Source organism: Pseudodesulfovibrio profundus (genome assembly GCF_900217235.1).
Taxonomy (GTDB): domain Bacteria; phylum Desulfobacterota; class Desulfovibrionia; order Desulfovibrionales; family Desulfovibrionaceae; genus Pseudodesulfovibrio; species Pseudodesulfovibrio profundus.
The window spans coordinates 2,959,097-2,980,143 of the sequence record NZ_LT907975.1 but is presented as its reverse complement, the minus strand read 5'-3'; the positions used below and the strand labels follow the sequence as shown (position 1 = coordinate 2,980,143).

Below are 21,047 nucleotides of genomic sequence, written 5' to 3'. Positions count from 1 at the left end.
TTCAGCTAGAAGATGAAACGGTACACACTTCGCTCATAAAGGCGGCTGACGTTGCGGGCGGCCCCCAGGGAGAGCCCCAGTTCGCGCAGACGACAGAACACATGGAGCGGGTTCAATCTATGTTGGCAGTAGAAGCGTAATAACTTCATAGTCACATCCTCGGCCTTAGTTGCACAAATTGTATCTGATTACCATTGTGCAAACACTATACCTATGGATAAGAAGTCAAGAATGACAAAGCATTCGGATTCCACGGCCCACCACGGGCAGGAAAATTCTGCATTGAAGCGACGTAATACCGCCACCTCTGTCCGAAAAAACCGGACAGGTGGTTTTCCCTTTGCTATTGCCGCGCCATCCTTTGTCATTCCTGCCAATGCGGCCGATAACAGCCGGTTCCTTGCCGACCACTTTGACGAGGTGGGAATCCTGTTTTTCGAGACAGAAGCCTGCCTGCGATATACGGATGAGGACCTGCCTGCCGAGCTTGCCCATCTTCCGATATCGTGGCATGTCCATCTGCCCCTCGACCTGCCGTGGGAGCGCGGCTTGGATATTGTCTGGGACAAATTGCTGTGTTTGATGGAGAAAGTCGCTTTTCTGAAGCCGCATTCCTTTGTTCTCCACCCGCCCGGACAAGCAGGATTGCTCAAGTCTCTGGCGACACGACTGCGTCAAACCGGCATTGATCCCGCTTGCTTACTGCTTGAAAATGTTGAAGAAACCGACCTTGCAGCCTGCTGGGAAGAAGCGCGTGAGGCCGGGTATTCCACCTGTCTCGATCTGGGACATATTCTGGCATATGACCAACATCACGTGCTGGAGCTTGACGAATTGTGGGAAACAGTCAAAATGCTGCACATCTACGCACCGGTTCCCGGCAGTGGCAAACATACCGGCCTCGGCCATCTTGATGCTACGGGCCAAGGACTGCTGCGAGACATGCTTGCGGCATTCAAGGGTGAAACCGTCGTGCTGGAAGTGTTCAACGAAAAAGAGATATTTCAATCGTTGCAGTTGATACAGGAATGGATGACCCAATGGAGTGAAGAGGCATGATCACATTTGTCCTTGGCGGCAACAAATCAGGCAAATCTGATTTCGCACTGAATCTGCTGGCCGAATGCGAAGAACCGGGGTTGTTCATTGCCACGGGAAAAGCGCGTGACCTGGAGTTTCGCGAACAGATCAAACGCCACCGACAAACTCGCTCCGAAACGATTGAAGTTGCTGAAGTTTCCGAGGACTTGCCTCGTATGCTGAGAAAGGCTAGTCTGACAGTTCGGCCCTTGCTGGTCGACAGTTTGGATTATTGGCTCTTTTCCTGCCGCGAGGCGGGATGTGAAGAGGAAAAGATTCAAGAATTAATAGATGTTCTTGAAGATTGGAAGGATACGGACTTGATCCTGGTTTCGTGTGAAACCGGGCTCGGGCCACTCCCAGCAGGGAGTGGGGTTCGTGCATTCATACGGAGTCTCGGCGCGCTGAACCAACGCGTTGCCCGAATTGCCGACCAGGCGTTTCTGGTCACGGCAGGACTACCGTTAACCCTGAAACAGGGATAGTACGTGGCACTGTTCAAACAGCTTGATGACCAGGTAGAGCATCTGCTCTCACTGTTCAGTAAAGAGGACAACTGGCTCATCGTCATCAATGCCGACCCCGATGCACTCGGTTCGGCACTGGCGTTACGTCGTATCATGGCCCGCAAGGTCAATGAAGCGGCCATTGCCCAGATCAACGAAGTCAAGCGGCCGGACAACCTGTCCATGATCCGGTACTGCCGTATTCCGACCCGGAAACTCATTCCCAACCTGGCGGCCCAGTACGACAAGTTCGCGCTGGTGGATTCACAACCGCATCACAACCCCGAATTTCAGGACCTGGAATTCGACGTGATCATCGACCATCATCCCCTTTCCCAGGACGCACTGCCTCAGGCCGACTTTGTCGATGTGCGCCCCCAGTACGGATCGGTTTGCACGATGATGACCGAGTACCTCTACAACATGAAAATCCGTCCGGCAAAGCTGCTGGCCACGGCACTCATGTATGGTATTCGGTGCGACACCCGCACCTTTGAGCGCAAGTTCATTGATGCGGACATGGCCGCGTTCAAGTATCTGTCGAAATTCTCGGACTCCAAGCTGATGAACCGCATCAGCCGAAGCGAGTTCCACCTCGACTGGATGCGCTATTTTTCCCGCGCCTTCTACAACCTGCGCCGGATCGGCCAGGGACTGTTCGCCCACTGCGGTGGCGTGGAAAACCCCGACATCCTTGTCATTGTTGCCGACTTCTTCACCCGGGTACACAATGTACCGTGGGTCGTGGTTTCCGGCACGTCAGAGGATAAGCTCGTCTGTATCCTGCGCGGTGACGGACTGCGTCGCGACATGGGCACCATGGCCCAGAAGCTGATGAATGGACTGGGGAGCGCCGGCGGACACAAGCAGGCGGCCCGGGCCGAAGTCTCCCTTGAAGAACTGGAAGGGGAAGATCCCGAGATTTTCCTGCTCAAGCGGTTCGGCAAGGGCGGAAAGAAGACCATCAGCCGCATCTGATCATCCCCGAAAGATTACTCAAAGAATCCAGAGAAGCCCCGAACGGAACAGTCCGGGGCTTCTCTTTTCTCTGGGAAATCCATCGACCACGTTCACTTGAAATACATCAACGACCGACTGCCCCCTCAAGGAGAGATCGCATCGAGCCTGCTTAGGCCTTGCTGACTTTGCGCCTCTTCGGTAGATTGCGTTTCCATCGACAACAACAAACCAGCGATAGATATATGTCCATAAAAGAACGTCTCAATTTCGACCAAGACCCCGTCTACCTCATCGACGGCACCGCCCTGCTCTACCGCGCGTTTTACGCCCGTGCCGACCTCTCGCGCTCGGACGGATTCCCGACCAATGCCATCAATACGGTCATGCGGGTGCTCATGAACCTGATCCGCGATGAAAAGCCCAGCCATGTGGCTTTCCTGATGGATGGCAAGGGCAAGACGTTCCGCAACGATCTGTATGAAGAGTACAAGGCCAACCGCCCTGCCATGCCGGAACCGCTGGCCCAGCAGATCGAACCGGTGCAGCAGGGAGTCGAACTGCTCGGCCTCAAGCTGATGGTCTCGGACGGTGTCGAGGCGGATGACTGCATCTGCGCACTGGCTCAAAAATACAAGGCAGAACGCCCGGTTATTATTCTGGCCTCGGACAAGGACCTCAAGCAGTGCCTTGACGATAATGTGGTCATGGTCAGCCAGCACGGGCGCAAGGAAACCATCTACACGCTGGAAGGCTTCCGTGAAAAGGAAGGGATGGAACCCACAACATGGCCTGACTTTCAGGCGCTTATCGGCGACTCCGCGGATAACATCCCCGGCATCCCCAAAGTCGGCCCGGTCACAGCCCGCAAAATTTTTGCCGAGACCGGCCCCACCCTTGAAGACCTGCGGGAAAACTACACCCGCCTGCCGGAGAAATTGCGCGAAAAGGTGGAACCGGAACTGGACAATGTATTCACCTATCGTGAATTGACCCGCATGAAGGCCGACTGCTGCGACGTTCCTCTGGATGATTTTGCTCTGAATCCGGTAGATGCCGATGCACTGCTCGCGTTTCTGGAAGAGTATGAACTGCGCAGTCTCAAGCGCATCGTTCCGGCGCCGACCTCCAAGGTCACAGCGGCTCCTTCCACTAAGAAGGCAGGCAAACCCGCCACAGCCGACGGCATGCTTTCGCTGTTCGGCGATGCAGCCCCTGCTCCCAAAAAAGACACTGCTCCTCTGGAAGCCACGGAAACGGATATGGTCGGCGACCTGCCGTCACTGGCCGGAGAAGACATTGGACTGACATTCGAGGACGGCGCATTCTACATCGGGTTTGAAGGCAAAGAATACCGCTATACCGGCCCGATTCCGGATTTGATCCGTGCGCTGGAGCACACATCGATCATCGCGACTCCTTCCTTGCAGGAACTCCTTCGACTGGACGAGGGGTGGGACTACATCCTCTCTTCACAGTGGTTTGATCTTTCCCTTGCCGCGTACCTGCTCGACCCGGAAGCACGTAACTACTCCTGGGATCGCCTGCGCCAATCCATCTTTCAGGATGGCCGCTCTGAATTTGCCGACGCTGCCGAGAGCTTACATCCGCAGGCCAAAGGCACGGCTGCTCTGGCCTACATGCGCGGCATAGAGAACCAGATCAGGCAGGCCCATCTGGGCAAGCTCATGGGCGATCTGGAGCAACCGCTCATCCCGGCGTTGGTCTCCATGGAGAAGGCGGGCATCGGCGTTGATCTGGATGCGTTCAAGGATTTTCTGGACGATGTGGCCGGTCAGCTTTCCGCCCTGACCCGCTCCATCATCAAGCACGCAGGCGAGGAATTCAACATCCGCTCCAGCCAGCAATTGGCCTCGGTTCTTTTCGACAAGCTGGAGATCAAGGCCGGAGCCAAGACCTCCACAGGCCAACGCTCCACCGCCAACCAGGTTCTGGAAAAGATTCGCGACGCCCATCCCATCGTGGAGGATATCCTCGAATATCGGATGCTGGAAAAGCTCCGCTCAACCTATCTGGAACCGCTGCCGAAACTGGTGGATGATGCCTCCAGGCTGCACACCCATTTCAACCAGTTGGCAACGGCCACAGGACGCCTCTCAAGTTCCAAGCCCAACCTGCAGAATATTCCCATCCGTGGAAAGTACGGGCCGCGCATGCGCTCATGCTTCACGGCCACCCAAGGGAATCTGCTGGCTGCCGCCGATTATTCCCAGATCGAACTGCGCGTACTCGCCCATTTCTCCAAGGACCCGGAACTTCTGGATGCGTTCCGCAACGACGAAGACATCCACACCCGTACCGCGGCCCTGATCATGGACAAAACCGCTGACGAAGTGCAGGACGACGAGCGTCGCAACGCCAAGACCATCAACTTCGGTCTGATCTACGGCATGGGCGTGCAGAAACTGGCCCGCGAACTCAAGATCAAGCAGACCGAAGCCAAGGAATTCACCGAACGCTACTTCGAGAAACTCGCTACCCTCAAAAAATACTACGAGAGTGTCGTCAAGGATGCCGAAGAGCACGGTTTCGTAACCACCCTTGCCGGACGCCGCCGACTGTTGCCGGAGCTGCACTCCCGCAACAACATGCAGGCCAGCGAAGCACGCAGGCAGGCCGTGAACACGGTCATTCAGGGCACCGCTGCCGATATCATCAAGATGGCCATGGTCGCCGCGCACAAGGACAAGAAGCTGAAGGAACTGGGCGCACGCATCATCCTTCAGGTGCATGATGAATTGATCATCGAAGCCCCCGAAGCAACGATCGTAGAAGCCGGCAAACGACTGATGGAGATCATGCAGGGTGCTGCCGACCTGGATGTCCCACTCAAGGTGGACATGGGAATCGGCAAGAACTGGGCCGAAGCGCACTAGATTAATATGACAAAAAAAGCCGTCCAAATGGGCGGCTTTTTTATTTACATGTTGAGAACTGAGGGGAGACCGCCTTTGGCGGGATTGTCAGGTGACTTCGCCTCTGGCGGCCAAAGGGGGATGCCCCTTTGGAATCCCGCTCTCGCCTTCGGCGAAATTGTTTTATTAATGAAGGACTGCTGGCGATCAGGAATACTGTTTGGGGAATCGCTCGCCCATAAGATATTCCATGGCTTCCTGATCAATGGTGCCGGATGCCACGAAAAACTCCACGCCGACCACCATTGGATGATAAGTCAAGCCATGGGGAAGAGCATCAGCATCACCATAAATGAACCGCTCGGCAGGGATCATGTCGTTGACGGTCACGATGCCGTCGCCGTGCAATCCCGACAGCACCGCGTGATCCAGAATCCAACCGCCTGGCAACGTGGTCCAGATGTGGTACCGCCCGAGATTATCCTCGCCGGTCTGGTCGGCAACCATTTTGCGGAAATCCCCATGCTGCACCGGCAGGCGCATTTCGCCGTTCACGGCCACGTTTCCGATGGTCATGGTAGCGCCGGGAATATGAAATTTCTTGGCCAACATGTGAAACATGCCGAAATTGACATTAAAGGCATTCTCGGCACGCTGGGCAAACGGGATGTGTCCAGTTTCCTCCACCGCATTGAGAATGGTCTGATCAATGGCCATATGCTCTTCGCTCAAGGCGAAGTCACCCAGATCCATTTTTCTTGTCCGGCTACACGCCGCTTTGAAATCCTGAAGGTAACTCATGGCGAGGGAGGTATCATTTTGCTCCGGCAAGGGCAAGAAATCCGCCACGAACAGGGAGATCAACAGAGGAAACTATCCGGCTCGACGGATGCGGGTGGAAGGATCGAGCACCTGATCCATTTCCTCGCGAATCAACTCAGGCACGCCGTGGGTTTCGAGATACGCAAGTATCCCGTTCTCGCTGAGTCGGTCAATGAACGAAAACAGCGATTTCCAAGGGGTTTCCTGCACCATGTTCTGATCAAAGGCCACGCCGTCACCCATGGCATTCATGTCTGCCTGCAACATGGTCAGAATTCGCGGAGTCTCGACAAACAGAGCGCCAAAGGAAGCAACGAGATCAGCACGAACAAGAGCACCCACCTGTCCGCGCTCCTCAAGGTGATTGATGGTATCCAGCAACCCATGCGCCAGATGCAACAGCTCCAAATACAAGAACAGCGGTTCCTTGAGGCGATCAGCCCTTGCAACCCGTTCCAGCATCGGCAGTACCAATGATCTGGACAAGCAGTCCATAAGACCATGCATCCCATTTTTTTTCGCTGCACCAAGTGCCTGTCTGTGGATGGGCACTCGTCCGCGCCGCCACATGCGTCGGCACAACATGGTGCGCGATATCTGCCTCACCTGCCACGCTTTGGCCGAGCCATCACTATACAATTGGTATCCAAGCCGCTTCAGGCGGGTGCACAAGTAGTCGTCTTCGCCAATCTGATCGGTGTGACCAAGAAATCCGCCGGAGTGATCCCAGACTTCCTGACGCATCAAAAATGCACAGCCCGGAATGAAATCGACCATCCCGGCATGTCCATGGTTGTGATTGTCTCCAAAGTGGTGCAGATAGCGGGAGACCAGATTGTCGCCGGAGCGATTTTCCACTGCGCCGCCGACCATGCCGACAGATTGATCCTTCACAACAGGCAGACACCGCTCAAGCCAATCCGCACGCAAGCGCATGTCGCAATCAATGGACAGCAGGTACTCACCGGACGCCATGGACATTCCGGTGGCCTTGGCTTTGACGATACCCTGATTGCGCTCAAACCGGATGATACGCAGATTCTCCGGGGCGTCATCCATATGAAACGGCGTGTTCGATCCATCATCAACCACGATGATTTCATACGGCTGGATAGTGAAATCGACGGTGTGTCGTATGAGTTCCCGTGTGAGTGACGTATCGTTGTACGTATAGGTGACGAGGCTGATCTGCGGAAGTGTCACGGTCCGATCCTTGCGTTCGTTTTTTGACGTGTGATGCCGATTCCACATCATGTTGCAAAAACCGTGACGAGAGCGCCTGTTCGTGCGAAAGAAAACTAAGGCTTGCACTATGCGCCCTCTTTTGCAAAAAACGCCCTCGCGGTGTACATCACCCTTAACTAAAGGGACAAAACTGACGATGAACTTTGAGAAAGAAATAAAAGAACAGGGCTACAGACGCTATCGTGGCGCTGTGGATCGATCCGTATACGAGTATTTCAACTGTGACTGGTCGTGGAAAGCCATATGGTACCTGAAAAAGGGCCACTATCAGTGCTGTGGATGCAAGGAGAAATGCGAAACGTCAGATCCTGACGGATTTCAGTTGTTTCTCGACCTTGGAGAATAATCGCCCATGCGACACTGCAGAATTTTCATCTTCGCTCTCATGACGGTTGTAATAACCGCCTCTTCGGCCATGGCAACGGAATTCATGGACATGGACATCAAGATCGGCCGGGAAGTGGTGGCAAACGCCCTGTGCAAGTCGCCCGCCGAGGTCAACTATGTGACCAAGGTCCGAGACAACCTGTACCTGTACTCGGTCTTCTACGCCAAAAAGGAATCCCACTTCTTTGTCGGCGTATACAAGGACTTCATCCGTCTGCAGGGAAAGGAATTCAAGACGATCACCAGAACGATCCCCTACAAGTTCGACGAAGCGACCAAGTGTGCGGTCGTCCAGTTTTCGGTACCTGACTGCCCCACCGATGCCAACATCGTGGCCTGCTCGGAAAAGACCCTTGAGGAAAAGAAAGACGACGAATTTTGGGATAAATCCATCCCCGAACTGTTGGAAGAAGACCTGGAAAAGGCGATCAAGGCCGGTCAGGAAGAACCGCAACAGAACGACACCGAAGGACAGCCGGAAACACAGCAGTAGTCTGCCCACCAGACAATCCCGCCATAGCTGGGTTCTGCACCAGCCAAAGCAGACGCCTCTTCAAAACAAGGAGCGTGGTGACGCTTGTACTGCGCCTATTCATTCGGGAACTAGATACGACGGAATCGCAGCAAAAGGGCGAGCACGGCCACCGCAGGATACAGCGGCCACCATGTTTCATAATAGACGCACCCGGCTCCCACGGCGATGAGCACGGCCAGGTAGGCCCAAGCCTCCAGCAAGCGCCTGAACGAACGCCACTGATCTGGCGGCAATCCCTGCGGTGTAAACCGGGAAAGTGGCGGCTGGACGGGTTCCTGGGGAACATACGGCTGACGGGAGGACTGGAGCTTCTTGCTGCATTTGCGGCAGGAGCGGGCCTCGTCATCATTGCGCGTTCCACATTTGGTGCAAGTAATCACACCGTATTTATTGCCTTTTTACTCCAGGCGGTCAAGGAAACATGGGCGACCACGCTCTTCTCCCTACAACAGCGTGAAACGATTATGTTTCATCTCTTCACCCTACCCCCTCGATCTTCCATGAGCCCCCTGCACGACATAGAAGGCTTGTCACCCACAGCCTGAGCCCCCTCAACAACTGATTGTTATACTTTTTTTTTGCAAAAAAACCTGAGTTGGCATAGGGTTCAATCGAATTCATACCGTATTAACAATCGATTCGATCACCATGAGCAGACAAGTCCAAGAGAATACAACCCGGCTTCAGGTTGAGCAGCGTCTGACGACGTACCAATCCAAACTGCGCGCGCTGAAAGACCGTTCAGCCCTCCGTGAAGTGATGGAACGGGAACTCCTTTTGACGTTCATTGAGATCAACCACGGTGCCATCAACGAATATCCCCTGATAAAATCCCAGCAGGCTTCTGTCGTTGAGTTGCTGTGTGGGCGCGGGGATCACCCCGGGTATGAGTACATTCACCAGCACATCTCCCAGTTCATCGTCCTGCTCGTTCATCACGAAAAAGCGGTAAAGACCAAGGACGACGAGAAAGCCAAGGAGTTGCAGGCCACCCTGCTCAACACGGAAAACCTGCTCATCAAGTGCGTGCAGGGCATCGTGTACGGCATGGCATTGATCACGGACAACTTCGAGGAGATCGTGCTTCGCTACTTCGGCCAGGGCGCACTCAAGGACTACAGCGCTCTCATCGAAAAGCATGAACTGGACGTCAATTTCTGGAAAGCCTTTGTCGAGCAGTTCATCACCAGTCGGGTGGCCGAAGCGCACCGTGAAATCATTGAGGGCAAAAAATACAACATTTCCAAGGAACGAAATTTCCTGGTTATCCGCTTCCTCTTTGATGACATTCTTTCCAAGCTCAATCCGATTACGCAAAAGATCGACAAGACACGCATCCAGAACAGCTACGTTGAAACGCGGACCAATGACGAAGTCGCCACCCGCGCCAAGCTGATTCACTCCATCCTTGTCAAAGGCATGAGCGCGCTCCCGAAGGCAAAAGAACTCTCGAAAACCGAGTTCATCCAAAGTGCGCGGATCACCTGTATCGATACGGTGGCCAAAGACTTTGAGACTGCCTATGCCGACAGGCTGGCCACTGCCAAAGCTGAAAAGGAAAACCCCGGCTCTGACACACGCTCGCCCGAAGAGGTCAAACAGGCGCAGGCCGAATTCAAATTTCTGATGGATCAAGTCATTGCTGTTGGTATCGGAACATCCATTACCATCAGCAGGACGAGCTATTCGTTCTTCAAAGCGCTGGAAACGCTGGTACCCGAGCAAATCGAAGCCATCAGGCCGCTGACCGGGGATTTCTCCGTGGCGATACTTGAGCGCATCCTGTACTTTTTGCTCGAAAACCATACTATCCACATCCTCACAGAAGTGGGCCGTTCCGAAGGCGGAAAAATTCAGGTCAGAAGCGGCCGGGCAAGACGCGTGGCCGAAGAAACAGTGGATGGCTTGAAGGGGATGTCCAAAATTCGGAAGAAACAACTCTTCGCCAATGACGTCACCCGTGAAGGAACATTGCTGTTCAAGCCGAAGACCGTCAAGCAACTGGTCGGGACCATGGATATGCTCAGTCTCGAACCCGAGTTGCAGGGTGCACTGAAGGATCTTTGGACCAAGGCCATTTTCCGGGTCGACATCATGGTGCTGCTCAACCTCGAACTCATCGCCAAGACTACGACCAATCTCAGGGTACGGCTGACTGAAATCCTCGAGAAATACGGTATTTCGCAGGAATCCATTGTGTGATTTGCACCGAAGAGTAAGCAGATCACACTTTTTTTGACCCGCTGGATTACGATAAAGCATAGAAAACGCCCTGACAGTCGAAACTGACAGGGCGTTTTATTTTCTTACCTGAAATCGTGCTATCGACGAAAGACAATGGTCTTGTTGCCATCCACGATGACCCTGTCTTCCAGATGCCACTTCACTGCCCGCGCCAGCACGTGGCGCTCGATGTCGGCACCAAGGCTCTTGAGCGCATCGACATCATGGGAATGGGTGACCCGAATAACGTCCTGCTCGATGATCGGCCCCTCATCCAGTTCCTTGGTCACGTAGTGCGCCGTGGCACCGATGAGCTTTACGCCCCGTTCAAAGGCACGCCTGTAGGGATCGGCCCCGACAAATGCGGGCAGGAACGAATGGTGGATGTTGATGATCTGATTGGAGAAACGCGCCACAAAGTCCGGCGTCAGAATCTGCATGTAACGGGCAAGCACGAGAATATCGACTTCTCCCATCAGCTCGATGATACGGTCCTCGGCTGCGACCTTGTCCCGCAGTGTCGGGCCGACCGGAACATAGTGGAAGGGAACGAAGTGCTCCACCGACTCGCGCAGGTCGGGATGGTTGGAAATGACCATGGCGATATCCGCCTCCAGATCACCGCGCTTCCATCGCCACAGCAGCTCCATCAGGGCGTGATCGACTTTGGAGCAGAGGATAACCATCTTCTTCGGCTCCCAGACCGGGTTCAACGACCAGTCCATGGTGAAACCGCTGGTAACTTCCTTCTCGAACTCCTCGCGAAGGCCGTCCAGCCCCTCAAGGTCGAGGCCGGGCAAATAAAATTCGTTGCGCATGAAAAATCGACCGCCTTCCGGGTCAGTGGAGTGCTGGTCGGAATGAATGATATTGGCCCCTTTGCGGTGCAGAAACCGGCTGACAGAGGCAACAATTCCCGGCTGGTCCGGGCAGGTGATAAGCAGTCGAACCGTGCTTTCCTTGGATTCGGTCATGATCTTCTTCTTTTTTCGCTTGGTCTTTTTTACATGTTCCGGTACGTGGGCGTCAGCCCAAGCGGTCGATTACCGCAAATTGCAACCGAATAAAAGTCTTTATTACCCACAGCCCCCGGAGCGGTGACGTTGTTTCATTGCACCATGGGCAGATTTGCTATAATCTCGGTCAACCGAAATCACACCATTTTTAAGGATAGATATATGTCTGAAGCTGCGCTCAAAAAAGTCATGGACCACGCCAAAGCCGGACTGCTGGCTCGAAAAACCTTTTTCGAGACCAAAGGGGAACTGGTCGTCGAGATAGCCAGAGCCATGGCCGTCTGCCTGGCTAACGGCGGCAAGATCATGTTTTGCGGCAATGGCGGCAGTGCAGCCGACAGCCAACATCTGGCTGCCGAGTTCACCAACCGCTTCAAGCTGGAGCGCCCGCCCCTTCCCGGTCTGGCACTGACCACCGACACATCCGCCCTCACCGCCATCGGCAACGATTACAGCTTTGACGAAGTGTTCTCCAAGCAGTTGCAGGCCCTCGGCAGGCCGGGCGACATGCTCGTGGGGCTTTCCACTTCCGGCACCAGCTCCAACGTCATCCGCGCCATGCGTGAAGCAAAGCGAAACGAGATCATCACCGTGGGCCTGTCCGGCCAGACTGGTGGTGAAATGGCGTCGGTTTCCGACTTTCTGGTGACCGTGCCCTCCGGCGATACGCCCGTGATTCAGGAAATCCACATCGCAGCAGCACACATGATGTGTCATCTGGTGGATCACTTCCTGTTCGAGGCGGTTGCAGAGCTGACGCCCTTCCTACCCCAGGAAGGATAATTCAAACGACAAAAAGCGTTGCCGGTCAAACGGCAACGCTTTTCTTTTTGGTGGACATAAAATCTGTTTTCACTGTGCGACGTCCCCCCTGCACAGCAGTTCCGATCAAACGGGAAGCACCTGTCAGACCAGATGGTGTCCCCCCCCCGACACATTTCCCTTTACCGTATTTGCATTGAGCTGCGAGCGCTTTTGTCAAAAAAAAAGACTCGCCGCATGACGAGCCTTTACTGAATTGCAGTAAAATGAATCGTCATATCTTCTCCCGCCTAATACGGATGTTCAACCCCTTGCTCCCCAGGTGACGGGACAGCCGTTCGGCTCGTTCCAGCGTCGGCACAGTGGCGATAACCAGTTGTGCATTGCCGCTTTCATCCCACACCCAGACATTTTCCGGCAGAACCACACCTGCCATACGGACCTCAAGAAGCAGTTTTTCACGTGACGCGTTCCGCTTTTCCTCAGACTGAATGTCCAGCGGTTCCCCACACGCCAGGACCCACCAGCCAAGCGGCCGTGTTTCCTTGTCCGGATCTTCTCCGAAGCTGCGCGCCACATCTGCTGCTTCCCCCTGGCGCACGGCCATGGTCATTCGCAGGATGCTTTCCTCTAGTTCATGAATGCTCAGCATGTCTTCCTTTGGTTCATTTGAAGGGAACCCTGTTTCCCTCCGGCGTATCCCAGCTATCCTATCGTTCATACAGAAAAAGGCAAGGGAGATTGTAGCCAACCTTTTGCCACCGACTTGCACATACATTGTCCCCGGTGTATCAACGGACATGGTTTATTTTCCACCCAAAAAGCACCGTACGCGCAGCCAGAAAATCATGCGATTTCTAACCGGCATAGGCGCTATTGCTCTCATTATCCTGATCTTTTCGCAGTTACCCTATGAGATACTGCGGGAAGAGCGATTCAGGCTCTATGGTGAAACCAGAACCACCGGCATCGTCACGCAGGTGCGAACAGACACCGGTGCCACCGACAACGAAAAATTTCTCATTGATTACAAATATCTCGATCAGGATGGCATTGTTCGATACGCAACGGCGCCACTGCCCAAAGACATATGGGTACGCTTCAAGCCCGGGAACAGACTGGATGTGCTCTACGTGCGCTCCCATCCCGATCTTTCACGGGTGGGTGGAGAAATCGAACCGCAATTCCAGCTCTGGCTCAGAAAGATTTTACAGTAAGTCCTATGCCTTTTTCTCGGGCAGCAGAAACGAAAGAAAAAACGAGGTCGCAGCAACTGCGATGATCGTAGCGCCTGACGTGATATCCGCCATGGCCGATACCAGCAGGCCGACAACGGTGAACGCCACGCTCAGTAGAGTCGATACCAGCATCATGGCACTCAACGAACGGGTTCGCCGCTCGGCAATGAAGGGCGGGATGGTCAGCAGCGCTATGACCAGAATCAAACCGACCACCCGGATGATCATCACGACACTCAGTCCCACCAGTGCGATGAGCACAAAATGGAGCACTCCCACCGGGACGCCGCGGCTTCTGGCGAATTCCTCGTCAAAGGACATGACCTGAAAGCCTCTGTAGCAGGCAAAGACCACCAGCAATACCACTGCGGCGAGTCCGGCCATTATCCAGAGATCAGAGCGTGGTACTGCCAGAATCGAACCGAAGAGATAACTCATCAGGTCCACATTGTAGCCGGGGGACAAGTCGAGCAGGATGATACCCAGCGCCATACCCGCTGCCCACAGTACGCCGATAACCGTATCCGAGCGTTCCCGGGCGCGCAGGGTCACCAAGGCCATGATCAACGCGGTGAACAGGGTGAATATCGTTGTCACAGGCAGGATGGGCAGGCCGAAAAAGAAGGCCAGCCCGACGCCGCCATAGGACGCATGGGCAATACCACCGGAGATGAAGACTATCCGATTGACCACAACGAGCGTGCCCACAATGCCGCAGATGATGCTGGCCAGCAGACCGGCCACAAGGGCGTTTTGCATGAAATCGAATTGGAGCAGCTCGATCATTTGGATTCCTCCTCATCGGAAGAATCCGACACGCCATGAAAACCAAGCACCCGATGCGGCAGATCGCCGTGAGTTACCAGCTCCACCGGGCAGCAATTATCCCCATCACCGCCATAGCTCATTTTATACATGTCTCTGGTGATCTCCGGGGCCTTGTGGAAGTGCAGATCGCGATTGACGCAGGCAACGGATTTGACTCCTGATGCCAGCGAGGAAATATCGTGGCTGACCATGATTACGGTCATCTCGCGGTTCAGTTTCGTGAGCAGGGAAAAAAGGGAACTCCGGTGGCTTGAATCAACGCTCGCCGTGGGCTCATCCAGTAGAAGCAATTCGGGAGAGCCGACCAATGCGCGTGCAATGAACACCCGCTGCCGTTGCCCGCCTGAAAGTCCTGCCAGACGTCGATCGGCATGGTCGAGCATGTCCACCCGTTCAAGGGCTTCCTTTGCCTTGTCCAGTTCCTTTGTTGGACGAGATAGCCCGCTCAACCCCATCAGGCCCGGACGTACGGTTCCCATGAGCACGGCATCGACGACGGTAATGGGAAAGAAGCTTGAAACATGGGTGTATTGTGGAAGATATCCGATTCGCTCCCCGACCATCCCGGGTGCTTCGCCCAGAACGGAAACAGACCCGCTATCGGGCTTGAGCAGCCCAAGCATGATCTTGAGCAATGTGGATTTTCCTCCCCCATTGGGGCCGAGCACAGCCATGAAATCGCCGCGCTCGACAGTCAGGGAGACATTGTCCAAGACCGGAACGGTACCGAATGAGAGGGAAACATCCTGAATTTCAATCACTGGGTCAGCCACAGATTACTCCTGAAAAAGTGCTTCAATCCCGGAAAACTAGCACACCCACGCGGTCATGCCAACCACGCCAACCCCCATGCCGCCAATATCAGACCCATGGCACAAATATATAGTCCGATGTCAAATCCGCGGGTCGGGAGACCAGTTCGGGAGACAAGCAGCCCGGTCAGCGTACCCAAACCAAGGCCGCTAACAAAGCCGAACAGGTGCGCGCCAAGATCGGTGTCCTCGCCAGCGCCAAGCATGGCCAGCAACCCGAGTCCCGCTGCAAACGGGATCAGCGCGGAACTGAGAAATCGAAGGAATCGCTGAACAATACTCCCGCTGCCCAAACCGTGTTGTCCCCCGCCCACATGAAAACTGGCAACTCCGGCCAGAAGCCCTGCTGCGGCAAAGGATGCCGTGGAGAACCCGATGGAATTATGCGGTGGCCCAAGCACCATGGCATTGATCCAGTTGCCCATACCACCGCCCAGAATGGCCAGAATCCAGGCCAGCCCGGAGCCAAGTCTGCGCGCCGCCAGCCAGATGAAGACACCGCCGATGATCGCGTTACCCAATACGTGCGCGCCATCGCCATGCAGGGTCAGGGCCGTGAAGACACGCCACCATTCTCCGTTGAGAATTTCGAGAGCGTCAGCGCTACCATGATTCAGCCATTTCTGCGGAAACATGGCAATGGCCGGATAGGTTCGATTATATATCCAGAAGAAAAGAAGCATGCACAGCATGAGGGCCATGGTGGCTTCCCTTCCTCCTACTGGGCGCAAATCGTGGAGAAACATCCCCCGACCATCGGGTACGTTTTCATCGCGGTGTAACCGGATTTCTTCGACAGCCCGCTCCAATGACCAGGCCTGCGTCTGCACACTGTGGCCGCCCCCCTCCTCTGCCGAACGATTACGCATTCGGTACGGGATGGCACGGGAAGCAAGAATCAGCGTCCACAGTTTTGCCGTGGCGTGATCCAGCCTGCACTCGGAACTATCTGGTTCCACACCATATAATTCGGACGCGATGTCCACCCATTGGGGCCGAAAAGTACGGGATAGAACGCCGGGAGGGGTTGATTCGTTCGACATACGCAAATGATAGAGCAATTGAAGCTGACGTCAATCCTGTTTCCCCTTGAAAGAGTGCACCGTGATGCATATACATAAGAAAAACACGGAGTCATCATGCGCACATACCTGACCGCTTTTCTGCTCATCATCACGATCATCGCGCCCGCCACTGCCCATTCGCAGGACGAGGAGCTTGATATCATGATCGGACAGATGCTCATGGTCGGATTTCGCGGCTACTCGGCACCGGAGGATGCACCGGTAATTCGTGATATCACGCAATACCATGTGGGCGGCGTTATTCTTTTCGATAAAGACATGTCCCGCTGGTACAACAGGAAACGCAATATCCGCAGCCCCAAACAGGTTGCCTCACTTACTGAATCCTTGCAGTCGGCCGCAGATATCCCGCTGTTTATCGCCGTGGATCAGGAAGGCGGCAATGTGCAACGCCTCAAAGCCAAATACGGATTTCCCCCAACACCTTCGGCCCAGACACTCGGCAGTCAGGACGATGCTGCCGTCCACAAGGCAGCCAGGTCCATAGCATCCACACTCGACGCCGCCGGATTCAACATGAATTTCTCTCCGGTCGCGGATGTTAACGTCAACCCGAACAGTCCGGCCATCGGCAAGATAGGCAGGAGCTTTTCATCCGACCCGAGTCGCGTAACACGCTGCAACGCCATTTTCCTCGAGGCGTTCGCGCAGCAGGGAATAGTTGGCAGCCTGAAACATTTTCCCGGCCACGGAAGCGCAGGAGCAGACAGCCACTACGGCGTAACCGACGTCACCAACACATGGTCAGAATCCGAATTGATCCCGTATCGCACATTGATCGGTAACGGCTCAGTGCAGATGATCATGACCGCCCATATTTTCAATGGAAAGCTCGACCCCATCTATCCGGCGACTCTTTCAAAGGCCATCATCACGGGTCTTTTGCGGGAACGTCTCGGATTCAACGGCGTTGTCATCACCGATGATATGGACATGCGCGCCATAACCGATGCATTCGGCCGAGCCAAAGCCATCCAACTCGCCATCGAAGCCGGGGCCGACATCCTGCTTTTCGGCAACAACATCACCTTTGACGAGGATGTTGCTCCCACCGCACATGGAATCATAAAGGAACTGGTCGAAACCGGCGTCATCCCACGCAAACGGATCAGCCGTTCCTATGACCGGATCATGCGCCTGAAGAATACGCTGAAACAATAAGCAATTGGTGGGGTGAATTCGCCCTGTCAGATGAGCCGAAAAGAAACGTCCTGCTCCGATGACGAAGCAGGACGTTTTTCTAGTTTGTATTATGAACAGCGAATGATGAGGGTTCCCCGGAGTCGGGCGTCAGGATAAGCAGCCCGTTCTTGAAGGCCACGGCGTGCTTCTCTTTGAGCGATTGAAAAAACCGGAATTCCTGATCATTGATCGCTTCAGGACACAGCTTCATGGTTGCGGCCATATGCCCGAACGAGATGATGCCATCTTTCATTTCATAGGTCCCGGAGAAGCTGTTGCAACCGCCACGACCTTTGACCGTGCCGTTCTCCGCAAACACCATGGATGTATGACTCATATCAATCACGGGCTTGCCGTGAATGTATTCCGCCACCCACACCTTTCCGGCCAAATGGCTGATTATGGTCGCATCATCCATGACAGGAGCCGAGAGTGGTTCCTGCTGCTTGACTGCACACCCGCTCAAGAACGCCAAAACCAGCGAAACCGCCAGTATCTGCGAGAGAATCCTCTTTGCGTTCTTCATGGTTGTTACCACAGTCCACCGTCATCAACGGTAAAGACCATCGGGACCGGATTGTTGCCTATGAACAACAGCAGTTCATCTTCTTCCACCTGCAATCGATCGACCTTGGACAGCAGCGTGTGGAAAGAGAACTCCAGTTCGCCCAGAGCGCCCATGCACGCCTTGCGTGTGGAAGCTAAAGGACCAAAAGAAATATCTTCGGCATCAAGGGTGTACTGCCCACGGAAATCATTGCAGCCACCATTGCCGACAACCGTACCATCCGCCTTGAACTCCATGTACGGCTTTGTTTCACTCCGTACTTCCCGCTCAACCATCTTCTGGCACGTCCACTTTTTGTCAAGCAGTCGGCTCTTGATGGTCTCGGTATTCAACGGGGCGGCTTCCTTGGAACCGCAACCAGCCAGCATGACCATGCCCAGCATCAAAGTCAGGGCGACAATGCCCATGGTGTATCGTTTCATTATTGCATCTCCTTGGCGATATGTTGCTCCACTCTAATTAACAGGCCCGGTGACTGATTGGCAAGAAACAAACAAAAAGCCCGGCCTGAACATTCAGGCCGGGCTGTCAACGGACATTATTGGTGTGTTAATCTACCTTGGGGCACGCCTTGAGTGCCTCTTCGATATCGCGCTGGGGCAACTCGAAGTTGGTCAGCAGGCCCTGGTTGAAGGCATCGTAGGAAGCAAGGTCGAGCATGCCGTGGCCGGAGTACAGGAAGACCACAACGTCATCAGGACCAGCGGTCTTGGCCGCTTCGATGGCGCCCTTGATGGCGTGAGAGGTCTCTGGAGCAGGCAGGAAGCCTTCGGTCTGCAAGAAGAGCTTGGCTGCCTCGAAGCATTCGGTCTGGAAGTAGGCAACGGGATCGCACAGCCCTTCTTCCACGATATTGCAGACGATGGGAGCATCGCCATGGTAGCGCAAGCCACCGGCATGGATTGGGGCAGGCATGAAGTCATGCCCCAGGGTGTGCATCTTGACCAGCGGGGTCAGACGAGCCATGTCACCGAAATCATAACGGTATTCGCCACGAGTCAATGTCGGGCAAGCCTTGGGTTCCACTGGAATGAACTTGACCGGATCACCTTCCAATTTTTCGGGCAGGAAGGGGAACACCAGTCCGCCGAAGTTGGAACCGCCACCGACGCAGGCGACCAGATGAGTGGCCTTTTCGCCGACCATTTCCAACTGCTTTTTCACTTCCAGGCCAGTGATGGTCTGGTGAATGAGGACGTGGTTCAACACCGAACCCAGCGCATACTTGGTGTTGTCATGGGTGGCGGCATCTTCCACGGCTTCTGAGATGGCAAGGCCGAGTGATCCTTTACAGTCCGGGTCTTTTTCCAGCATCTCACGGCCGGTGCGGGTCTCTTCCGAAGGCGAGGCAAAGATAGTGCCGCCATAGGTATTGATGAGCATTTTGCGGTACGGTTTCATCTCATAGGAGACCTTGACCATGTATACCACGCACTCCATGTCAAACTGGGAACAGGCAAAGGAGAGGGCCGTACCCCACTGCCCGGCACCGGTCTCGGTAGCCAGTCGTTCTACGCCTTCCATCTTGTTGTAGTACGCCTGTGGAACAGAGGTGTTCGGCTTGTGCGAACCGGCTGGAGAGCCGGACTCGTCTTTGTAGAATATCTTACACTTGGCACCAATGGCCTTTTCGAGCTTTTCCGCACGAACCAGTGGAGAGGGACGCCAGATTTTGTATACATCCAGAACAGCTTCTGGAATGTCGATGAAACGCTCCTCACTCATTTCCTGGGCAATAAGTGAATCTGGGAAAATGGGGGAAAGGTCTTCCGGCTTCAGGGGTTCCATGGTGGCCGGGTTAAGAGGAGGAGCCAGGGGGGTCGGCAGATCCGGCATGGGGTTGTACCACTGTGTCGGCATCTCGTCCTGGGGCAGGTAAATTTTCTTTGGCATGGAATTGCACTCCAATACAGTTTTGAGACCTCGTTCGAGGCGCTACAGCTTCCCCGTGCGCCTGAATAAAATCGATTGCATAAAAAAACCGATGACTACGAGCCAACGGTTTCCGGTTCTCAAACTGCGTGCGAAAAGGAGCCGTCTCCAGACAGGAGAAGGCTTGCTTCAGCACGCTTCTAAGACTCGGGCCGCTTGACATTGAGCCACCCGCGTCCACAAAAGAATGTGTATGATATGGGTGTTTTCATAATGATGATCGATACTCTCAAGAGAGAATTAAAGTCAAGATAATGACTCGCGCAATCCAGTGGTCAGTTCCGGCAGGATTTCCCCTGCCTTGCCATGCACGGCAAAGTCCATAAGCCCAGTGTTGGGCGTTGGCTCCAGATTGATCTCGACAGTCACCGCACCATGATCCTTTGCCAACTGATAGAAGGAAGCCGCTGGCTGCACCTGATTTGACGTACCGATGGAAATGAATACGTCTGACCTGCCGATCTGATCGATGGCGACCTTGAGCACTCCGGCCACCAGAGGCTCGCCAAACCACACCACACCCGGACGCAGCAAATGGCCGCAGACCGGGCATTCCGGCATGTCGGGCAACGGTTCACGGGCCTCCCGGGCATGAGTGCACTTGGTGCACCGCACCTGCCACAGGCTGCCATGCATCTCCATGAGCTTTTTGCTCCCGGCCTTGGCGTGCAGCCCATCGACATTCTGGGTAATCAGAAGGAAATTCGGAATTTGCCGCTCCAATTCAACCAACGCATGATGTGCCGGATTGGGTTCACATTCGGCCACCAGTTGGCGACGCCAGTTGTAAAATTCCCAAACGAGTTCGGGCCGAGATTCAAAGGCGTCCGGACGTGCGAGGTCTTGGGTGTGAAAGGATTTCCACAAACCATCCTGCCCTCTGAACGTAGGTACACCACTCTCGGCGGATACCCCTGCACCGGTCAGTACGACCACGCGTTTACGTTCATCCAACAGGGCTTTCACCATCTCCAATTCACCAAACATATAGAG

The 21,047-nt window shown here is 54.6% G+C and carries 23 protein-coding genes; 10 read left to right on the top strand and 13 right to left on the bottom strand.

The window, feature by feature from the left end; translation table 11 throughout:
• Nucleotides 1–5 precede the first annotated feature (5 nt).
• On the bottom strand, nucleotides 6–149 hold the full coding sequence (locus DPRO_RS20340) for a hypothetical protein (RefSeq protein ID WP_173806797.1): 144 nt from the start codon (nucleotides 147–149) through the stop codon (nucleotides 6–8).
• A gap of 82 nt (nucleotides 150–231) precedes the next feature.
• Between DPRO_RS20340 and cbiR the strand changes: the two genes are divergently transcribed.
• The 4 genes from cbiR to polA all read left to right on the top strand — a co-directional run bounded on the left by cbiR (nucleotide 232) and on the right by polA (nucleotide 5,440).
• The gene (cbiR, locus tag DPRO_RS14085) at nucleotides 232–1,059 is read left to right on the top strand and encodes a cobamide remodeling phosphodiesterase CbiR (protein WP_097012632.1); all 828 of its coding nucleotides are present in this window, start codon (nucleotides 232–234) and stop codon (nucleotides 1,057–1,059) included.
• On the top strand, nucleotides 1,056–1,565 hold the full coding sequence (locus DPRO_RS14080; protein ID WP_097012631.1) for a bifunctional adenosylcobinamide kinase/adenosylcobinamide-phosphate guanylyltransferase: 510 nt from the start codon (nucleotides 1,056–1,058) through the stop codon (nucleotides 1,563–1,565). The genes cbiR and DPRO_RS14080 overlap by 4 nt, the downstream gene beginning before the upstream one ends.
• A 3-nt stretch (nucleotides 1,566–1,568) precedes the next feature.
• Nucleotides 1,569–2,564: a DHH family phosphoesterase gene (locus tag DPRO_RS14075; RefSeq protein WP_097012630.1), complete on the top strand. Its 996-nt coding sequence runs from the start codon at nucleotides 1,569–1,571 to the stop codon at nucleotides 2,562–2,564.
• Nucleotides 2,565–2,788: 224 nt separating this feature from the next.
• The gene (gene polA, locus DPRO_RS14070) at nucleotides 2,789–5,440 is read left to right on the top strand and encodes a DNA polymerase I (RefSeq protein ID WP_097012629.1); all 2,652 of its coding nucleotides are present in this window, start codon (nucleotides 2,789–2,791) and stop codon (nucleotides 5,438–5,440) included.
• A gap of 186 nt (nucleotides 5,441–5,626) precedes the next feature.
• Here polA and DPRO_RS14065 read toward each other — a convergent pair whose 3' ends face one another.
• Nucleotides 5,627–6,220, bottom strand: coding sequence for a hypothetical protein (locus tag DPRO_RS14065; RefSeq protein WP_097013765.1), 594 nt, complete (start codon nucleotides 6,218–6,220; stop codon nucleotides 5,627–5,629).
• 72 nt (nucleotides 6,221–6,292) lie between these two features.
• Nucleotides 6,293–7,444 carry a glycosyltransferase gene (locus DPRO_RS14060; RefSeq protein ID WP_157917486.1) on the bottom strand — a complete coding sequence of 384 codons (1,152 nt, stop codon included), beginning with the start codon at nucleotides 7,442–7,444 and terminating at the stop codon, nucleotides 6,293–6,295.
• Nucleotides 7,445–7,622: 178 nt separating this feature from the next.
• On the opposite strand from DPRO_RS14060, the gene DPRO_RS14055 reads away from it, so the two are divergent.
• Both DPRO_RS14055 and DPRO_RS14050 read left to right on the top strand, forming a co-directional pair.
• Nucleotides 7,623–7,832 (top strand): DNA-binding protein, encoded by a 210-nt coding sequence (locus tag DPRO_RS14055; protein ID WP_097012627.1) that lies wholly within the window; start codon nucleotides 7,623–7,625, stop codon nucleotides 7,830–7,832.
• Between the two features lie 6 nt (nucleotides 7,833–7,838).
• A complete protein-coding gene (locus DPRO_RS14050) occupies nucleotides 7,839–8,366 on the top strand; it encodes a hypothetical protein (RefSeq protein ID WP_097012626.1) in 528 nt (175 codons plus the stop codon).
• A gap of 110 nt (nucleotides 8,367–8,476) precedes the next feature.
• On the opposite strand, the gene DPRO_RS14045 is transcribed toward DPRO_RS14050, so the two are convergent.
• Entirely contained in the window at nucleotides 8,477–8,788 is a 312-nt protein-coding gene (locus tag DPRO_RS14045; RefSeq protein ID WP_097012625.1) for a zinc-ribbon domain-containing protein, read from the bottom strand.
• A 268-nt stretch (nucleotides 8,789–9,056) separates the two neighbouring features.
• Between DPRO_RS14045 and DPRO_RS14040 the strand changes: the two genes are divergently transcribed.
• Nucleotides 9,057–10,610: a hypothetical protein gene (locus DPRO_RS14040; protein WP_097012624.1), complete on the top strand. Its 1,554-nt coding sequence runs from the start codon at nucleotides 9,057–9,059 to the stop codon at nucleotides 10,608–10,610.
• A gap of 119 nt (nucleotides 10,611–10,729) precedes the next feature.
• Here DPRO_RS14040 and purU read toward each other — a convergent pair whose 3' ends face one another.
• Nucleotides 10,730–11,605 carry a formyltetrahydrofolate deformylase gene (gene purU / locus DPRO_RS14035; protein ID WP_097012623.1) on the bottom strand — a complete coding sequence of 292 codons (876 nt, stop codon included), beginning with the start codon at nucleotides 11,603–11,605 and terminating at the stop codon, nucleotides 10,730–10,732.
• 204 nt (nucleotides 11,606–11,809) lie between these two features.
• Here purU and DPRO_RS14030 point away from each other — a divergent pair, with 204 nt between their 5' ends.
• The gene (locus DPRO_RS14030) at nucleotides 11,810–12,430 is read left to right on the top strand and encodes a D-sedoheptulose 7-phosphate isomerase (RefSeq protein WP_097012622.1); all 621 of its coding nucleotides are present in this window, start codon (nucleotides 11,810–11,812) and stop codon (nucleotides 12,428–12,430) included.
• A 253-nt stretch (nucleotides 12,431–12,683) separates the two neighbouring features.
• Here the strand turns inward: DPRO_RS14030 and DPRO_RS14025 are convergent, their stop codons facing one another.
• Nucleotides 12,684–13,061 (bottom strand): hypothetical protein, encoded by a 378-nt coding sequence (locus tag DPRO_RS14025; RefSeq protein WP_173806795.1) that lies wholly within the window; start codon nucleotides 13,059–13,061, stop codon nucleotides 12,684–12,686.
• A 196-nt stretch (nucleotides 13,062–13,257) separates the two neighbouring features.
• Here DPRO_RS14025 and DPRO_RS14020 point away from each other — a divergent pair, with 196 nt between their 5' ends.
• On the top strand, nucleotides 13,258–13,626 hold the full coding sequence (locus tag DPRO_RS14020) for a hypothetical protein (RefSeq protein ID WP_232005598.1): 369 nt from the start codon (nucleotides 13,258–13,260) through the stop codon (nucleotides 13,624–13,626).
• A 3-nt stretch (nucleotides 13,627–13,629) separates the two neighbouring features.
• On the opposite strand, the gene DPRO_RS14015 is transcribed toward DPRO_RS14020, so the two are convergent.
• From DPRO_RS14015 to DPRO_RS14005, 3 genes are read right to left on the bottom strand one after another with little or no spacing between them, the layout of a single operon-like run.
• A complete protein-coding gene (locus tag DPRO_RS14015) occupies nucleotides 13,630–14,433 on the bottom strand; it encodes a metal ABC transporter permease (protein ID WP_097012621.1) in 804 nt (267 codons plus the stop codon).
• The gene (locus tag DPRO_RS14010) at nucleotides 14,430–15,248 is read right to left on the bottom strand and encodes a metal ABC transporter ATP-binding protein (protein WP_097012620.1); all 819 of its coding nucleotides are present in this window, start codon (nucleotides 15,246–15,248) and stop codon (nucleotides 14,430–14,432) included. Before DPRO_RS14010 ends, DPRO_RS14015 begins: the two co-directional genes overlap by 4 nt.
• Before the next feature lie 53 nt (nucleotides 15,249–15,301).
• Nucleotides 15,302–16,330 carry a rhomboid family intramembrane serine protease gene (locus tag DPRO_RS14005; RefSeq protein ID WP_097012619.1) on the bottom strand — a complete coding sequence of 343 codons (1,029 nt, stop codon included), beginning with the start codon at nucleotides 16,328–16,330 and terminating at the stop codon, nucleotides 15,302–15,304.
• A 96-nt stretch (nucleotides 16,331–16,426) separates the two neighbouring features.
• Between DPRO_RS14005 and DPRO_RS14000 the strand changes: the two genes are divergently transcribed.
• On the top strand, nucleotides 16,427–17,533 hold the full coding sequence (locus DPRO_RS14000; RefSeq protein ID WP_232005597.1) for a glycoside hydrolase family 3 protein: 1,107 nt from the start codon (nucleotides 16,427–16,429) through the stop codon (nucleotides 17,531–17,533).
• Nucleotides 17,534–17,612: 79 nt separating this feature from the next.
• Here the strand turns inward: DPRO_RS14000 and DPRO_RS13995 are convergent, their stop codons facing one another.
• The 4 genes from DPRO_RS13995 to DPRO_RS13980 all read right to left on the bottom strand — a co-directional run bounded on the left by DPRO_RS13995 (nucleotide 17,613) and on the right by DPRO_RS13980 (nucleotide 21,041).
• The gene (locus DPRO_RS13995) at nucleotides 17,613–18,080 is read right to left on the bottom strand and encodes an META domain-containing protein (RefSeq protein ID WP_097012618.1); all 468 of its coding nucleotides are present in this window, start codon (nucleotides 18,078–18,080) and stop codon (nucleotides 17,613–17,615) included.
• A 5-nt stretch (nucleotides 18,081–18,085) separates the two neighbouring features.
• Nucleotides 18,086–18,544: an META domain-containing protein gene (locus DPRO_RS13990; RefSeq protein WP_097012617.1), complete on the bottom strand. Its 459-nt coding sequence runs from the start codon at nucleotides 18,542–18,544 to the stop codon at nucleotides 18,086–18,088.
• Nucleotides 18,545–18,671: 127 nt separating this feature from the next.
• The gene (locus tag DPRO_RS13985; RefSeq protein WP_097012616.1) at nucleotides 18,672–20,015 is read right to left on the bottom strand and encodes a TrpB-like pyridoxal phosphate-dependent enzyme; all 1,344 of its coding nucleotides are present in this window, start codon (nucleotides 20,013–20,015) and stop codon (nucleotides 18,672–18,674) included.
• A gap of 285 nt (nucleotides 20,016–20,300) precedes the next feature.
• Complete coding sequence (locus DPRO_RS13980; protein WP_097012615.1) at nucleotides 20,301–21,041, bottom strand: SIR2 family NAD-dependent protein deacylase; 741 nt, start codon at nucleotides 21,039–21,041, stop codon at nucleotides 20,301–20,303.
• Nucleotides 21,042–21,047: the final 6 nt, after the last annotated feature.

What these genes read in the sequence shown, in the direction of transcription:
- DPRO_RS20340 (WP_173806797.1), bottom strand. Translation starts at nt 149, where the DNA reads ATGAAGTTATTACGCTTCTACTGCCAACATAGATTGAACCCGCTCCAT.
- cbiR (WP_097012632.1), top strand. Translation starts at nt 232, where the DNA reads ATGACAAAGCATTCGGATTCCACGGCCCACCACGGGCAGGAAAATTCT.
- DPRO_RS14080 (WP_097012631.1), top strand. Translation starts at nt 1,056, where the DNA reads ATGATCACATTTGTCCTTGGCGGCAACAAATCAGGCAAATCTGATTTC.
- polA (WP_097012629.1), top strand. Translation starts at nt 2,789, where the DNA reads ATGTCCATAAAAGAACGTCTCAATTTCGACCAAGACCCCGTCTACCTC.
- DPRO_RS14065 (WP_097013765.1), bottom strand. Translation starts at nt 6,220, where the DNA reads ATGAGTTACCTTCAGGATTTCAAAGCGGCGTGTAGCCGGACAAGAAAA.
- DPRO_RS14055 (WP_097012627.1), top strand. Translation starts at nt 7,623, where the DNA reads ATGAACTTTGAGAAAGAAATAAAAGAACAGGGCTACAGACGCTATCGT.
- DPRO_RS14050 (WP_097012626.1), top strand. Translation starts at nt 7,839, where the DNA reads ATGCGACACTGCAGAATTTTCATCTTCGCTCTCATGACGGTTGTAATA.
- DPRO_RS14040 (WP_097012624.1), top strand. Translation starts at nt 9,057, where the DNA reads ATGAGCAGACAAGTCCAAGAGAATACAACCCGGCTTCAGGTTGAGCAG.
- purU (WP_097012623.1), bottom strand. Translation starts at nt 11,605, where the DNA reads ATGACCGAATCCAAGGAAAGCACGGTTCGACTGCTTATCACCTGCCCG.
- DPRO_RS14030 (WP_097012622.1), top strand. Translation starts at nt 11,810, where the DNA reads ATGTCTGAAGCTGCGCTCAAAAAAGTCATGGACCACGCCAAAGCCGGA.
- DPRO_RS14025 (WP_173806795.1), bottom strand. Translation starts at nt 13,061, where the DNA reads ATGCTGAGCATTCATGAACTAGAGGAAAGCATCCTGCGAATGACCATG.
- DPRO_RS14020 (WP_232005598.1), top strand. Translation starts at nt 13,258, where the DNA reads ATGCGATTTCTAACCGGCATAGGCGCTATTGCTCTCATTATCCTGATC.
- DPRO_RS14015 (WP_097012621.1), bottom strand. Translation starts at nt 14,433, where the DNA reads ATGATCGAGCTGCTCCAATTCGATTTCATGCAAAACGCCCTTGTGGCC.
- DPRO_RS14005 (WP_097012619.1), bottom strand. Translation starts at nt 16,330, where the DNA reads ATGTCGAACGAATCAACCCCTCCCGGCGTTCTATCCCGTACTTTTCGG.
- DPRO_RS14000 (WP_232005597.1), top strand. Translation starts at nt 16,427, where the DNA reads ATGCGCACATACCTGACCGCTTTTCTGCTCATCATCACGATCATCGCG.
- DPRO_RS13995 (WP_097012618.1), bottom strand. Translation starts at nt 18,080, where the DNA reads ATGAAGAACGCAAAGAGGATTCTCTCGCAGATACTGGCGGTTTCGCTG.
- DPRO_RS13990 (WP_097012617.1), bottom strand. Translation starts at nt 18,544, where the DNA reads ATGAAACGATACACCATGGGCATTGTCGCCCTGACTTTGATGCTGGGC.
- DPRO_RS13985 (WP_097012616.1), bottom strand. Translation starts at nt 20,015, where the DNA reads ATGCCAAAGAAAATTTACCTGCCCCAGGACGAGATGCCGACACAGTGG.
- DPRO_RS13980 (WP_097012615.1), bottom strand. Translation starts at nt 21,041, where the DNA reads ATGTTTGGTGAATTGGAGATGGTGAAAGCCCTGTTGGATGAACGTAAA.